The sequence below is a fragment of the Mesorhizobium sp. B4-1-3 genome, assembly GCF_006439355.1.
In the GTDB taxonomy this organism is placed as follows: Bacteria; Pseudomonadota; Alphaproteobacteria; order Rhizobiales; family Rhizobiaceae; genus Mesorhizobium.
Genome location: NZ_VFTG01000007.1, coordinates 64,895 through 78,908, shown reverse-complemented (window position 1 = coordinate 78,908; position 14,014 = coordinate 64,895). Strand labels below are relative to the sequence as shown.

Below are 14,014 nucleotides of genomic sequence, written 5' to 3'. Positions count from 1 at the left end.
TTGGGGCTTACCGCCGCCCGAACAGCCTTTCAATGTCGGCGAGTTTCAGCTCGATATAGGTCGGCCGGCCATGGTTGCAGGTGCCGGAACCGGGCGTCGCCTCCATCTGGCGCAGCAGCGCGTTCATCTCCTCGGCCTTGAGCAACCGGCCCGAGCGGACGGAACCGTGACAGGCCATGGTCGCGGCGATCTTGTCGAGCCGCTCCTTCAGCGTCTCGACGGTGTCGTTGTCGGCGATCTCGTCGGCGAGGTCGCGCACCAGTTGCTGCACATTGGTTTCGCCAAGCATCGACGGCGTTTCGCGCACCGCCACCGCGCCGGGGCCGAAGCGTTCGAGGCCGAGGCCGAATTTGGCGAGCGTGTCGGAATGCATGGCCAGCCGCTCCGCGTCCTCTTCCGGCAGGTCGACGATCTCAGGCAGAAGCAGCATCTGCGACGGCACGGCGCGCGAATGCAGCGCATTTTTCAACGCCTCATAGACCAGCCGCTCATGCGCGGCATGCTGGTCGACGATGACGAGCGAGTCCCTGGTCTGGGCGACGATATAGTTCTCATGCACCTGCGCGCGCGCCGCGCCAAGCACCATGCCGAGCAGCGCCTCGGCCGGCTCGGCCGTGCCGGCCCGCGCGTCGGCGCTGGCGAGCGGGCCGGTGTCGAAGGCGGCCTGTTCGTTCTCAGCAAAGCCGCTGCGTTGATGCTTCGCCCCGCCATAGCCCATATCGAGCGGCCGCTGCGCCGAACGCAACGGATCGAAGCCGACGGAGCCGGAAGCGTGATAGGCGGCTTCGTAGCTGCGGTGGCCGTTGGTCGGCCCGGGATGCGAATAAGGTGCGACGCCCGGCCTGAACGCCGCCATCATGCCGGTGGCGCCTGTCGTTGCCGCGCGGATGCCCGCTCCGGCCAGCGCCTCGCGGATGGCGCCGACGATCAAGCCGCGCACCAGGCCCGGATCGCGGAAGCGCACATCGGCCTTGGCGGGGTGGACGTTGACGTCGACGGTCGCAGGATCGAGCGACAGGAAGAGCACCGTCACCGCGTGGCGGTCGCGCGGCAGCACATCGGCGAAGGCGCCGCGGATCGCGCCGGCGATCAACTTGTCGCGCACCGGCCGTCCATTGACATAGGCATATTGCTGAAGCGCATTGGCGCGCGTGTAGGACGGGATCGAGACATGGCCGGCAAGTTGGACGCCGTCGCGCATGGCATCGATGGCGATGGCATTGTCGGGAAAATCCTTGCCCATCACCTGCGCGACGCGGGCAAGCCGGCCCTCGGGGGTGTTGCTGGTTGCCGGCAGTTCCAGCGTCGAGCGGTCGGCGCCAGCAAGCGTGAAACGGACAGTGGGAAAGGCGATGGCGATGCGTTTCACCACGTCGCTGGTGGCCGAGTTCTCGGCCCGCTCGCCCTTCATGAATTTGAGCCTGGCCGGCGTGGCGAAAAAGAGGTCGCGCACCTCGACCGTGGTGCCTCGATTCGCCGCCGCCGGCTTCACCGCCGAGACCCGGCCGCCATCGATGCCGATCTCCGCCGCGCTGTCGCCGCCTGCCGTGCGCGAGCGGATCGAGAGCCGCGCGACGGAACCGATCGAGGGCAGTGCCTCGCCGCGGAAGCCGAGCGAGCGGATATCGTGGATGTCGTCGGAGAGCTTGGAGGTGCAATGCCGCGCGACCGCCAGCGCCAGTTCTCGTTCGGGAATGCCCGAACCGTCATCGGTGACGCGGATGAGGTTCAGCCCGCCGCCGGCGGTGACGATCTCCACGCGCGAAGCGCCGGCGTCGAGCGCATTCTCGACCAACTCCTTCACCACGCTCGCCGGACGCTCGATGACTTCGCCCGCGGCGATCTGGTTGATCATCGTTTCGGAAAGCTGGCGGATGGGCATGCGGCGATTATAGGCGGATTCGAACGGCGTGGGGGAGGGGCAGGATGAGGTTGGCAACAGTTAACGCCGCGATCCTTCGCGCCCCCGCTGCCCCGCCAGCGTTGCCTGCATCGCGGAACGAGTGAAACCTAGAGCAATTCCAGGAAGTGTGAGCGGTTTTCCGTCCGGAATTGCGTCAATCAAAGAATAGGGCGTTTCGCCTTTCAAAGAATAGGGCGTTTCGCCTTTCCGTGAAACGGTGAAACGCACTAGGCCTGCGCCACCAGCCAGTCCCTCACCCTGCGCGCGTTGTCGCTGAGGTCGCGGTTCTTCGGCCAGATGACGTGGAAGCCGATGCCGGTCCGCATGACATGATCGGTCACCGGCACCAGCAGGCCCGATGCCACCAGACGCTCCACCAGATGCCGCCATCCGAGCGAGATGCCTTGTCCCTCCATCACCGCCTGGATCACCAGTGCATAGTCGTTGATGCGCAGGCCGCGCTCCGCATTGCGCAGACTGGTTCCGGCCGACGCGAACCATTCGTCCCAGTTCGGCGCCTCGCGATAGGGCTCCTCCAGATGGATCAGCCGATGCGTCGCCAATTCCTCGACTGTCCTCGGCATGCCGAATTTGGCGAGATAGCTTGGCCCCGCGACCGGGAAGATCTCTTCCTCGGAGAGCGACAGCGAGTGATAGTCCGGCCAGTCGCGCGGCACGCCGCCACGCACACCGAGCGGAATCCCCTCGGCGATGATGTCGAGGTCGCGATCGGCGGTCTGGATGCGCAGGTCGACGCCCGGCAGTTCGTCGCGGAACTGCTGCAGGCGCGGCATCATCCAGAACGAGCCGAAAGCGGTCGAGGCGGCCAAGGTCACATGCCCTCCCGTGGCCTGCAGGCGAAGGTCCTCCGCCGATTTGCGGATATGCGACAGGCCGAGCGAGACGTCGGCATGGAAGCGCTCGCCGGCCTCCGTCAGAAGCACCTGCCGGTGGCGCCGCTGGAACAGCTTGGCGCCGAGCTGTTCCTCCAGGCCGCGCACGGCATAGGAAACGGCGGCCTGCGTCATGCCGAGCTCGCGCCCGGCGGCGGTGAAGCTCGACAGCCGGCCGGCGGCTTCGAAAACGATGAGGCTGCCGGCGGAGGGCAGGAGATGGCGCAGGCTTCGCATAAGGTGAGCTTATACAAGAGATCAGGATTTTCCAGCGTCACATCCATATTTCGTATCGCTAACTTGGTTGGGCGGGAAGAAGGAGCCTCCATGAACGCACCGGCCGTTGAATTGACCGAACCGACCCACCGCCGCGGCGGCGGCCGCCTTGGCCGCAAGGCGCTGAGAAGCGCGCCGGTCGCGTCCTTCCCGACCCTGGTGCGCAACATTCCCGCCTACGAGATCGTGCCGGACGAGGCGGTGGAGCTGATCCACGAGGAATCGCTCAAGATCCTCGAGGAAGTGGGTTGCGAATTCCGCGACGACGGGGCGATCGAGCTCTGGAAGGCCGCGGGCGCCGATGTCCGGCAAACGCGTGTCCGCATCGACCGCGCGCTGTTGATGGAGCTGGTCTCGAAGGTTCCGGCCGAGTTCACGCTCCATGCGCGCAATCCCGAGCGCACCGTGCGCGTCGGCGGCAAGAACTCCATCTTCGTGCCGATGTATGGCGCGCCCTATGTCCGCGATCTCGACAACAGGCGCCGCTACGGCACGCTGGCCGACCTCAACAATTTCCACAAGATGGCCTACATGGCGCCGGCGCTGCATTCCTCGAGCTCGGTCATTTGCGAGCCGATGGAAATCGCGGTGCCGAAGCGGCATCTCCACATCATCCACTCGGCGCTGAAGCATTCCGACAAGCCGTTCATGGGCATCGTGACGTCCAAGGAGCGGGCCGAGGACACGATGGCGATGGCCGCAATCGTCTTTGGCGAGGCGTTCGTGCGCGACAACCCGGTGCTGGTTGCGATCACCAACTGCAATTCGCCGCTGGTGTGGGATGCCACGATGATCGACGCCATGCGGGTCTATGCCAGCCACAACCAACCGCTGATCCTGGCGCCTTTCGCGCTGTGCGGCGCCTCGACCTCGGCCTCCGCCGTCGGTGCGGTGGCGCAGGTCAACGCCGAGGCGCTTGCCGGCGTGGCTTTGACCCAGCTCATCCGGCCCGGCTCGCCGCAGCTCTACGGCCAGTTCATGGTGACCGTCGACATGAAGACCGGCGCGCCGATGGGCGGCACGCCGGAAGCGGCGCAGATGATGTATCTGATGGGCGCGCTGGCCAGGAAATATAAGCTGCCGTGGCGCACCTCCGGCTTCCATGTCGGCTCAAAGCTCAACGACGCGCAGGCCGGCTATGAGGCGAACATGCTGATGCATGCCGCGATCCTGTCCGGCGCCAACTACATCTGGCATTCCGCCGGCTGGCTGGAGGCGGGGCTGACTTGCGGCTATTCGAAATTCGCCACCGACTGCGAGCAACTGGTGGGCTGGTACAAATATGCCGGCGGCGTGTCCTTCGACGATTTCAAGGACGCGATGGCGGCGATCCGCGAGGTCGGCCCGCAAGGGCATTTCCTCGGCACGCAGCATACGCTCGAGCATTTCGAGAGCGCCTTCTTCATGCCCAACATCATGGATTTCAATTCCTTCGAGCAGTGGAGCGCCGAAGGCGCGAAGGACCACGACACGCGCGGCCTCGAAAAGGCGCGCAACATGCTCGCCGACTACCAGGAGCCGAAGCTCGACGAAGGCATCGCCGAAGGTCTCAAGGATTTGATCGCGCGGCGTGAGGAAAAGCTGCCGGACAGCATTAGTTGATGGATTGCCGCGTCGGAGCATGATCCCGAAAAGTGGGAACCGGTTTTCGGAAAAGATCATCCTCTAGCAAGAGTTAGACCAACCGGGCGAAGACCCGAAGAAACCAATGGGAGAAAGAGAATGACACTGTTCAGAAGCAATGGCGACCGGGTCCCGGCCGCTATCGAAGCGATGGCCGAGGAGGCGCGCGCAGGGCGCGTCGACCGGCGCGAATTCCTGGCGCTGGCAAGCGCCTTCGGCGCGTCGACCGCCTTCGCCTACGGCATGCTCGGCCTTGCCGCGCCGACCAAGGCGCTCGCCGACGAGCCCAAGAAGGGCGGAACGCTGCATGTCGCAATGTCGGTCAAGGCGCAGAAGGACCCGCGCACCTATGACTGGACGGAGATGGCGAATGTGACCCGCACCTGGCTGGAGCCGCTGGTGCGCTACACGCACCAGTTCACCTTCGAGCCGGTGCTGCTCGAAAGCTGGGACGTCAATGACGACGCCACCGAATACACGTTGCATCTGCGCAAGGGCGTCACCTGGAACAATGGCGATGCCTTCAACGCCGATGACGTGGTCGCTAACCTGAACCGCTGGTGCGAGAAGGGGGCTTCCGGCAACTCGATGGCCGCTCGCGTCGGCGCGCTGATCGACACCAAGACAGGCAAGGCCAAGGACGGCGCGATCACCAAGGTCGATGACCACACGGTCAAGCTGAAGCTCAATGAACCCGACATCGCCATCATCCCGGGCTTCACCGACTATCCGGCGCTGGTCGTGCATCGCGACTTCGACAAGGACGGCGCCGATCCGATCAAGAAGCCGATCGGAACGGGGGCCTTCGAGCTGGTGTCCTACGCGGTGGGTCAGAAGGCGGTCGTCAAGCGCCGCGAGAACGGCAAATGGTGGGGCGGCGAGGCGCCGCTCGACGGCGTCGAGTTCATCGACTACGGCACGGACTTCAACGCCACGCTGAATGCCTTCGATTCCGGCGAGATCGACCTCGATTTCGAAACGCCGGCCGACTTCATCGATCCGCTCGACAAGATGGGTCTGGTGAAATCGGAGGTCGCGACCGCTACCACGCTCGTTGCCCGCACGAACGTCACCCATAAGCCCTATGACGACAAGCGGGTGCGCAACGCGCTGCAGATGGCGGTCGACAACAACCAGGTGATGCAGCTCGGCTATAATGGCCGCGGCACGGTCGGCGAGAACCATCACGTCGCCCCGATCCATCCCGAATACTATCCGCTGCCCAAGAAGGAGCGCGATGCCGCCGGCGCCAAGAAGCTGATGGCGGAGGCCGGCCAGACCGACTTCGAACATGAGCTGATCACGGTCGAGGACGAATGGCAGAAGAATACCGGCGACGCCATCGCCGGCCAGTTGCGCGATGCCGGCATCAAGGTGAAGCGCACGGTGCTGCCTGGCTCGACCTTCTGGAACGATTGGACGAAATATCCCTATTCCATGACCATCTGGTACATGCGCCCGCTGGGCGTCCAGGTGCTGGCGCTTGGCTACCGCACCGGCGAGGCCTGGAATGAGACCGCTTACTCCAACCCGGAGTTCGACGCCAAGCTCAGGGAGGCGCTGTCGCAGATCGACGTCGCCAAGCGCAAGGAGGTGATGAAGGACGTCGAGGCGATCCTGCAGGACTCCGGCGTCATCATCCAGCCCTTCTGGCAGAAGCTCTACTGCCACATGAACAAGAAGGTGAAGAATTACTCGATGCACCAGACCTACGAGATGGACTTCCAGAACGTCTGGCTGGATGCCTGAGCGCGGCTGGACTTCATGAGCCGCAAAAAAGGCGATATGCAGGATGCGTGGCGGCGGGCTTGCCGCCACGCACCGAACTCCGGAGATCCTGCATGAAGCCGATAGTGCTTGCCGCTGTTTTCTCGATTGCCTTGCCCGGCGCCGCGTTTGCCGGGCCGGCGTCCAACGCCGTGAAGTTCTTCTATGTGCCGGCGGTGAAGTTCGAGGCGGACGCCAAATACCGTGACCGTTTCACCGAGCCGGTCACCAAGCTGTTCGAGGCCAACGACAAGGCGCAGAAGGAGAAACCCGACGAGGTGTCCTGCATCGACTTCGACCCGGGCCTCGACGCCCAGGATTTCGACCAGAAGACCTTGTCGAAGACGCTGAAGCTGACCGAGGCCGTCACTGGCGACACCGCCGAGGTGACGGCAAGCTTCAATCTTTTCCCGGAAGGCGATGACTCCAAACGCGAAATGGTGTGGTCGCTGAAGAAAGTGGACGGCAAGTGGAAGATCGCCGACATCACCTCCAAGACCAGCGACTGGAAGCTCAGCGCGCTGGGATGCGGCGCCTCGACGGAGTGATGCCGTGCTTCGCCGTTCTGTCCTCGCGCTGGCGAGCTTGTCTATGCTGGCCCCGGGGCTGAGTGGCGGCGCCTTTGCGCAGGGGCTCTTCGGCGCGCCGCCGCCAAAAGCCTCGTCCGGCGACAATAGCGCGCCGCCTGCGGTCGACACGCCGCCGCCTGCCGCCACTGCCCCGGAAAGCAAGCCGGCCGAACCGGCGCCTGTCGCCCCTGTTCTGCCCGGGTCGCCTACGGCGGTGGTGAAGCCCTTCTACGAGCATCTTGGGCTGGAGCTCGATCCCGCTCAGCGCAAGAACTTCGTCGATCCGGCGAAGACCGTTCTCGACAAGAGCGATGCGCTACGCGCCTCGGGGCAGGGCGAATGCCTCGACCCCCACATGGCCCTCGACAATGCCGACTATGACAAGCTCGCCATCGACCGGAGTCTGCGCACCATCGAGGCGGTTAATGGCGACGAGGCCAAGGTAGTCGTCGCCTTCGTCGTCGAGGGCCACCAGCACCGGCTCGAATGGAAGCTGAAGAAGGTCGGCGACGACTGGAAGGTGTCCGACCTCCTGTCGGTCACCGGCGAATGGGCGCTCAGCCAATATCAGTGCGAATGAAAGTGACTAAAGATCAGCGTCGGCGATCCTTCGCGCCCCCCTCTGGCCTGCCGGCCATCTCCCCCACTTGGGGGGAGATCAAATGTCACGCCGGCTTTCGCCAATCTTCGACGTTGCAGGATAAACGGGCCGCCGAAGCTGCCAATCTCCCCTCTTGTGGGGGAGATGTCCGGCAAGACAGATGGGGGCGCTGTCCCGCCGGCCTTTCGCAACAAATTTCAACCGCGTCCGCGATAGGGTGCAACGCCGGTGTCGGGCAGCCAGGCGTCCTTTGGCGGCGCGCCGGTCTGCCAGAAGACGTCGATCGGGATGCCGCCGCGCGGGAACCAGTAGCCGCCGACACGCAGCCAGAGCGGTTTCGTGGCCTCCACGATGCGGCGGCCTATCATCACCGTGCATTCCTCATGGAAGCCGCCGTGGTTGCGAAACGATGTCATGAACAGTTTCAGCGACTTCGATTCCACCAGCGTCATGTCGGGCGCGTAGTCGATGACGATGTGGGCGAAGTCCGGCTGGCCGGTGACCGGGCACAGCGAGGTGAATTCGGGGCAGGTGAAGCGCACGATCGCCGGCGGGCCGTCGCCGCGCTGGAACGGCACGGTCTCCAGGACCGCCTGTTCGGGGCTCTGTGGCGTCTCGACGTGCTTGCCGAGCTGGGTGAGGTTCTTGGCGTCGGTCATGGGCGGCTCCTTGCTCCCAGCCGCTGGAAGCGCAGTTCAACGGCGGCGGGCGCGAAAACGAAGGTTGAAAGAGGCGTTGAGGTCCTCTCGGACGCAGCGCGTTTGACCGCTCATTAGCATCGGACCGAAAAGTGCGCAGCGGTTTTCGGATGAATCCGATGCGTGAAATGGAAGCGGGAGCGCTCGCTCCCGCACAATTTGAAACGGCAGGAAGACAATGACCAGCAACGACCCGCTTCTCCAACCTTACCAGCTCAAGCACCTGACGCTGAAGAACCGGGTGATGTCGACCAGCCATGAACCGGCCTATTCCGAGGACGGCATGCCGAAGGAGCGCTACCGGCTCTACCATGCCGAGAAGGCCAAGGGCGGCATGGCGCTGACCATGACCGCGGGTTCGGCCATCGTCTCGCGCGACAGCCCGGCCGCCTTCGGCAATCTACACCTCTATGACGACCGCATCGTGCCGTGGCTCGCCGAACTGGCGGATTCTTGCCACGAGCACGACTGCAAGGTGATGATCCAGATCACCCATCTCGGCCGTCGCACCGGCTGGAACAAGGCCGACTGGCTGCCGGTGCTTTCGGCCTCGCCGGTGCGTGAGCCGGCGCATCGCGCCTTTCCGAAAACCATCGAGGACTGGGACATCGAGCGCATCGTCGCCGACTATGCCGCGGCCGCCCAGCGCTGCCAGGCGGCTGGTCTCGACGGCATCGAGTTCGAATCCTATGGACATCTGATGGACGGCTTCTGGTCGCCGCTCACCAACCATCGCGACGACGAGTTCGGCGGCTCGCTCGACAACCGGCTGCGCTTCACCGACATGGTGCTGGACGCCGTGCGCGCCGCCATAGGCGATGAATTTATCGTCGGCATCCGCATGGTCGCCGACGAGGATGTGGAAAACGGCATCTCGAAGGAAATGGGCGTCGAGATCGCCAGGCGCTTGGCCTCGTCCGGCAAGGTCGATTTCTTGAACATCATCCGCGGCACGATCGAGACCGATGCGTCGCTGACCAAGGTCATCCCGGTGACCGGCATGCGCTCCTCGCCGCATCTCGATTTCGCCGGCGAGGTGCGGGCCGCGACGAAGTTTCCGACCTTCCATGCGGCGCGCATCTCCGATGTCGCCACAGCGCGCCACGCCATCGCCACCGGCAAGCTCGACATGGTCGGCATGACGCGCGCCCATATCGCCGACCCGCATATCGTCAAGAAGGTGATGGAAGGCCGCGAGCACGAGATCCGCCCTTGCGTGGGCGCAACCTATTGCCTCGACCGCATCTATGAAGGCGGAGAGGCGCTGTGCGTCCACAACGCCGCGACCGGTCGCGAAGCGACGATTCCGCACATCATTGCCAAGAGCGAAGGACCGAAGAAGAAAGTCGTGGTGGTGGGCGCGGGGGCCGGCGGCCTGGAAGCGGCGCGCGTCGCGGCCGAACGCGGGCACCAGGTGACCGTGCTCGAAGCCTCCAGCCAGGCAGGCGGTCAGGTGAGGCTCGCCACTCAGAACCCGCGCCGCAAGGAACTGATCGGCATCATAGACTGGCGGCTGGCCGAGCTCGATCGCCTCGGCGTCGAGATCCGCTACGACACCTGGGCCGAGAAGGACAACGTGCTGGCGCTGGCGCCGGACGTGGTTATCGTGGCGACGGGCGGCATGCCGCAGAACCCGCCGCTGACGGCCGGTGACAATCTTGTGACCTCGAGCTGGGACATCATGGCCGGCAGCGTCAAGCCGGCCGAGAACGTGCTGCTCTATGACGACAATGGCGGCCATCAGGGCATGGGCGCCGCCGAACTCATCGCCAACAGCGGCTCGAAGCTGGAGCTGGTCTCGCCGGAGCGCTTCTTCGCGCCGGAAATGGGCGGCATGAACCACGTGCCGTATATGCGTGCCTTCCACGAGAAAGGCGTCACCGTCACCATCAACACCCGCCTGCGTTCGGTGCGGCGTGAGGGCAACCAGCTCGTCGCCGAGCTGGCCTCGGACTTCGCCGATGGCTGGCGCGGCGAGCGGCGCGTCGACCAGGTGGTGGTCGAGCATGGCACGGCGCCGCTCGATGACCTCTACCTTGCTCTCAAACCTCTGTCGAAGAATGGCGGCGCGGTCGACTATGAGCGCCTGGTGAACGGCGGCGACATTTTCCCCGCGCGCAATGCCGAAGGTGGCTTTGTGTTATTTCGCATCGGCGACGCGGTCGCCTCGCGCAACATCCACGCCGCCATCTATGACGGCATCCGGTTCGGGATCAGGATCTGACCGACAGGCCGCGGCTCGAAATCGCGCCGACAGGAAAAACGCCGTACAGGGTTGCGGTATCGGTTGCGGCCAGCGCGTTCCCCGCGGTCGGCTGTTCACTGCGACACCCAAAGTCATTTGTATATGCTTGTATATATAATCAAGTATCGGTTAATCTCGCCGGCGAGGGCAGGCCGGCAAGGCCAAGGAGGATCGACATGCGCAATGCTTCCCTCTTCGACTTGTCGGGCAGGAAGGCGCTCGTCACCGGCGCCAGCCGCGGCATTGGGCGCGACATCGCCGAGGCGCTGAGCGCGGCCGGCGCCGCTGTCGCCGTCACGGCGCGCAGCCTTGCTTCGCTGCAGGAGACGACGGCGGCGATCCGGGCCGCCGGCGGGGTTGCGCATGCCATTGCCCTGGACGTCACCGACGTCGCCCGCTGCCGTGCCGCGACCACCGAGGCCGCTGACCTGCTAGGCGGCCTTGATATACTGGTCAACAATGCCGGCATGGAAGAGGTCAGGCCTTCGCTCGATGTCGATGAAGCGCTCTGGGACCGGATCGTCGACACCAATCTCAAGGGCGCCTTCTTCTGCGCCCAGGCCGCCGCCCGCCACATGCGCGACGCCGGTCGGCCCGGCGCCATCATCAACCTGTGCTCGCTGACCTCCGAAGTCGGCATACCCACGGCCGTGCCTTACGGCTCGTCGAAGTCGGGCCTGCTCGGCATGACGCGGGCGCTGGCGGCGGAATGGGCGGGTCTCGGGATCAGGGTGAACGCCATTGCGCCCGGCTATTTCAGGACGGCGATGACGGAAGTGTTCTACGCCGACGAGGCGTGGCAGCAATCGATGCTCGCCAAGATACCGCAGCATCGTTTCGGCGACCTTTCGGATCTGCACGGAATCGCGGTGTTCCTGGCCTCGGACGCCTCTGCCTACATCACCGGTCAGTCCTTTCCGGTGGACGGGGGCTTTCTTGCCTCGATCTGACGCGGCCTGCGATGGCCAGCCTGGCGGCCGGGCACGGAAAAATGCTGGCGACCATTATACATACATGTATATACTTTTCCCGCGTTTCTGAGGAGCAGCCATGTCCGACGTCAGCTTCCACGACCTCTCATCCGCCAGCGCCGAACAGCGGGCGAGCCTGCTGAAGCGGGCCGAAGCCGATCTCTCGGTCTTCGTCGAAAAGGTCCGCCCGATCCTCGAGGCGGTCAGGACGGAAGGCGACGCGGCCTTGCTCCGCTTCGTCAGGGATCTGGACAAGGCCGATGTGGCCGCGGGCAGTCTGAAGGTTTCGGAAGCGGAGTTCGATGCTGCCTTCGGCAAGGTCGACAAGGATGTCATCGACAGCATCCGGTACGGCATCGCAAACATCAGGCATTTCCATGAGGAGCAGCGTCCTGAGACGATGTGGCTCAAGGAGGTCCGTCCCGGCGCCTATGCCGGCGACCGCTACACGCCGATCGCCTCGGTCGCGCTCTACGTTCCGCGCGGCAAGGGCGCTTTCCCGTCGGTGACGATGATGACCTCGGTTCCGGCCGTCATCGCCGGCGTGCCGCGGATCGCCATCGTGACGCCGCCGACCGCGGACGGTTCCGTCGATGCCGCGACCCTGGTCGCCGCCCGGCTCGCCGGGGTCGAGACTGTCTACAAATGCGGCGGCGCGCATGCCGTTGCGGCCGTTGCCTACGGCACCGAGACGGTGAAGCCCGCGCTCAAGATCGTCGGGCCGGGCAGCCCCTGGGTCGTGGCTGCAAAGAGCCTGCTCTCCTCGATCATCGACACCGGCCTTCCAGCCGGTCCGTCGGAAGCGATCATCTTTGCCGACGACAGCGTCGACGGCGGTCTCGCCGCGCTCGACCTTCTGATCGAGGCCGAGCACGGACCGGATTCCTCCGCCTATCTCGTCACGCACAGCCGCAAGGTCGCCGACGCGGCCCTGGCGGCACTTCCCGAGCACTGGTCCCGTATGAGCGAGCAGCGGGTCGAGTTTTCGCGCGCGGTGCTGACCGGCAAGCGCGGCGGCATCGTGCTGACCGCATCGCTGGAGGACAGCTACCGCTTCATCAACGACTATGCGCCCGAACACCTCGAGATCCTGTCCAGGGAGCCGTTCGCGCATCTCGGCCACATCACCGAGGCGGCCGAGATCCTCATGGGCCCGCACACGCCGGTGACGCTCGCCAACTTCGTCCTCGGGCCGAATGCGGTGCTGCCAACCAGCCGCTGGGCGCGCACCTACGGGCCGCTTTCGGTGACGGATTTCCTCAAGCGCTCGTCGGTCGGCTATGTGACCTCGGCCGCGTATCCGGAGCTTGCCGGCCATGCCCGCAGGCTCGCGCGCTATGAGGGGTTCAGCTCGCATGAGAACGCGGTCTCGGAAATCCGCGACCGCTATCTCGACGCCTGACGGACCGGCACGATGAAGGCCGTCAGACTCCATGGCCCCGGGGACCTGCGCGTCGAGGACATCGCCGCGCCAGGGGCCCCTGAGCCGGGCTGGGTGAAGCTACGTGTCGATGCGGCCGGTATTTGCGGTTCCGACCTCCACAATTTCCGCACCGGCCAGTGGATAAGCCGCGCGCCGTCGACGGCCGGCCATGAACTGACCGGCACGGTGCTGGCCGCGGGCGAGGGCGTCGGCACCGTCGTCGTGGGCGACCGCGTGGTCGCCGATTCGCGTTTCTGGTGCGGGGAATGCGAGCAATGCCGCGCGGGCCGGCGGCATCTGTGCGCCGCGCTGGGCTTTGTCGGCGAAATATGCGACGGCGGCTTCGCCGAAGAGGCGCTTCTGCCTGCGCGCCTGCTGCATGTCACCGACGCCGCGCTCGACGAAAGGGTGGCGGCGATGGCCGAGCCGCTCGCCGTGGCGCTCCATGCCGTGCGGCGCCTGCCGAAGACGGCGGGTTGCGTGCTTGTCGTCGGCTGCGGCACCATCGGCGGCCTGGCGGCGCTGCTCTTGTCGCGGACGTTCCCAGGCAAGGTGCTGATCGCCGATCGCAACGGGGCGCGCTGCGAGCGCGTCGCCCGGGTGACCGGCGCCACCATCGTCGATCTCGACCGCGACGCCATAGCCGCCGCGACCGCCGATGCGCCTCTGCTTGCGGCCGTCGAGGCCACCGGCAGCATCGCAGCGCTCAACCAGTTGCTGGATGTTCTGGGCTCCGGCGCCACCGTGGCGCTGGTCGGCATTTTCCACGGCCGCCTCGACATCGACCCCAACATGCTGGTCGAACGCGAGATCGGCCTGCTGGGATGCCACGCCTTTGCCGACGAACTGCCCGACGCGATCGGTATGCTGGCGGAGCTATCCGGGTCGCTGATCAGCCTAATCGATCGCGAGATCGGCCTGGACGATATTCCCGCCGCCTATGAGCGTCTTTTGGCGGGGCAGGGCGACGGCTTGAAAACCATTGTCCGGATACGACAGCCTACAGGCACGTGATTTCCGACAGCTTGCCGGAAGGACTTTTGAA

Annotated in this window: 11 protein-coding genes; 8 read left to right on the top strand and 3 right to left on the bottom strand. The window is 65.2% G+C overall.

The features are described from left to right. Positions 1-7: 7 nt before the first annotated feature. Together mutL and FJW06_RS11770 are read right to left on the bottom strand one after the other, a co-directional pair. A complete protein-coding gene (gene mutL / locus FJW06_RS11775; protein WP_140751746.1) occupies positions 8-1,882 on the bottom strand; it encodes a DNA mismatch repair endonuclease MutL in 1,875 nt (624 codons plus the stop codon). 248 nt (positions 1,883-2,130) lie between these two features. Next, positions 2,131-3,033, bottom strand: coding sequence for a LysR substrate-binding domain-containing protein (locus FJW06_RS11770; protein ID WP_140751744.1), 903 nt, complete (start codon positions 3,031-3,033; stop codon positions 2,131-2,133). A gap of 90 nt (positions 3,034-3,123) precedes the next feature. Here FJW06_RS11770 and FJW06_RS11765 point away from each other — a divergent pair, with 90 nt between their 5' ends. The 4 genes from FJW06_RS11765 (at position 3,124) to FJW06_RS11750 (ending at position 7,611) form a co-directional block, all read left to right on the top strand. Further along, positions 3,124-4,674 carry a trimethylamine methyltransferase family protein gene (locus FJW06_RS11765; RefSeq protein ID WP_140751742.1) on the top strand — a complete coding sequence of 517 codons (1,551 nt, stop codon included), beginning with the start codon at positions 3,124-3,126 and terminating at the stop codon, positions 4,672-4,674. Between the two features lie 120 nt (positions 4,675-4,794). After that, positions 4,795-6,444, top strand: coding sequence for an ABC transporter substrate-binding protein (locus tag FJW06_RS11760; RefSeq protein ID WP_140751740.1), 1,650 nt, complete (start codon positions 4,795-4,797; stop codon positions 6,442-6,444). A 92-nt stretch (positions 6,445-6,536) separates the two neighbouring features. Continuing rightward, positions 6,537-7,010: a DUF3828 domain-containing protein gene (locus FJW06_RS11755; protein ID WP_140751738.1), complete on the top strand. Its 474-nt coding sequence runs from the start codon at positions 6,537-6,539 to the stop codon at positions 7,008-7,010. Between the two features lie 4 nt (positions 7,011-7,014). Further along, positions 7,015-7,611: a hypothetical protein gene (locus FJW06_RS11750; protein WP_140751736.1), complete on the top strand. Its 597-nt coding sequence runs from the start codon at positions 7,015-7,017 to the stop codon at positions 7,609-7,611. Positions 7,612-7,829: 218 nt separating this feature from the next. Here the strand turns inward: FJW06_RS11750 and queF are convergent, their stop codons facing one another. Beyond that, on the bottom strand, positions 7,830-8,291 hold the full coding sequence (queF, locus tag FJW06_RS11740) for a preQ(1) synthase (protein WP_140751734.1): 462 nt from the start codon (positions 8,289-8,291) through the stop codon (positions 7,830-7,832). Between the two features lie 217 nt (positions 8,292-8,508). Here queF and FJW06_RS11735 point away from each other — a divergent pair, with 217 nt between their 5' ends. From FJW06_RS11735 to FJW06_RS11720, 4 genes are all read left to right on the top strand, one after another. Next, on the top strand, positions 8,509-10,554 hold the full coding sequence (locus tag FJW06_RS11735) for an NADH:flavin oxidoreductase (protein WP_140751732.1): 2,046 nt from the start codon (positions 8,509-8,511) through the stop codon (positions 10,552-10,554). A 197-nt stretch (positions 10,555-10,751) separates the two neighbouring features. After that, a complete protein-coding gene (locus FJW06_RS11730) occupies positions 10,752-11,525 on the top strand; it encodes a glucose 1-dehydrogenase (protein ID WP_140751730.1) in 774 nt (257 codons plus the stop codon). A 100-nt stretch (positions 11,526-11,625) separates the two neighbouring features. Next, the gene (gene hisD, locus FJW06_RS11725) at positions 11,626-12,948 is read left to right on the top strand and encodes a histidinol dehydrogenase (RefSeq protein WP_140751728.1); all 1,323 of its coding nucleotides are present in this window, start codon (positions 11,626-11,628) and stop codon (positions 12,946-12,948) included. 12 nt (positions 12,949-12,960) lie between these two features. Further along, positions 12,961-13,983 (top strand): alcohol dehydrogenase catalytic domain-containing protein, encoded by a 1,023-nt coding sequence (locus FJW06_RS11720; protein ID WP_140751726.1) that lies wholly within the window; start codon positions 12,961-12,963, stop codon positions 13,981-13,983. The last annotated feature ends 31 nt before the right edge of the window (positions 13,984-14,014 follow it).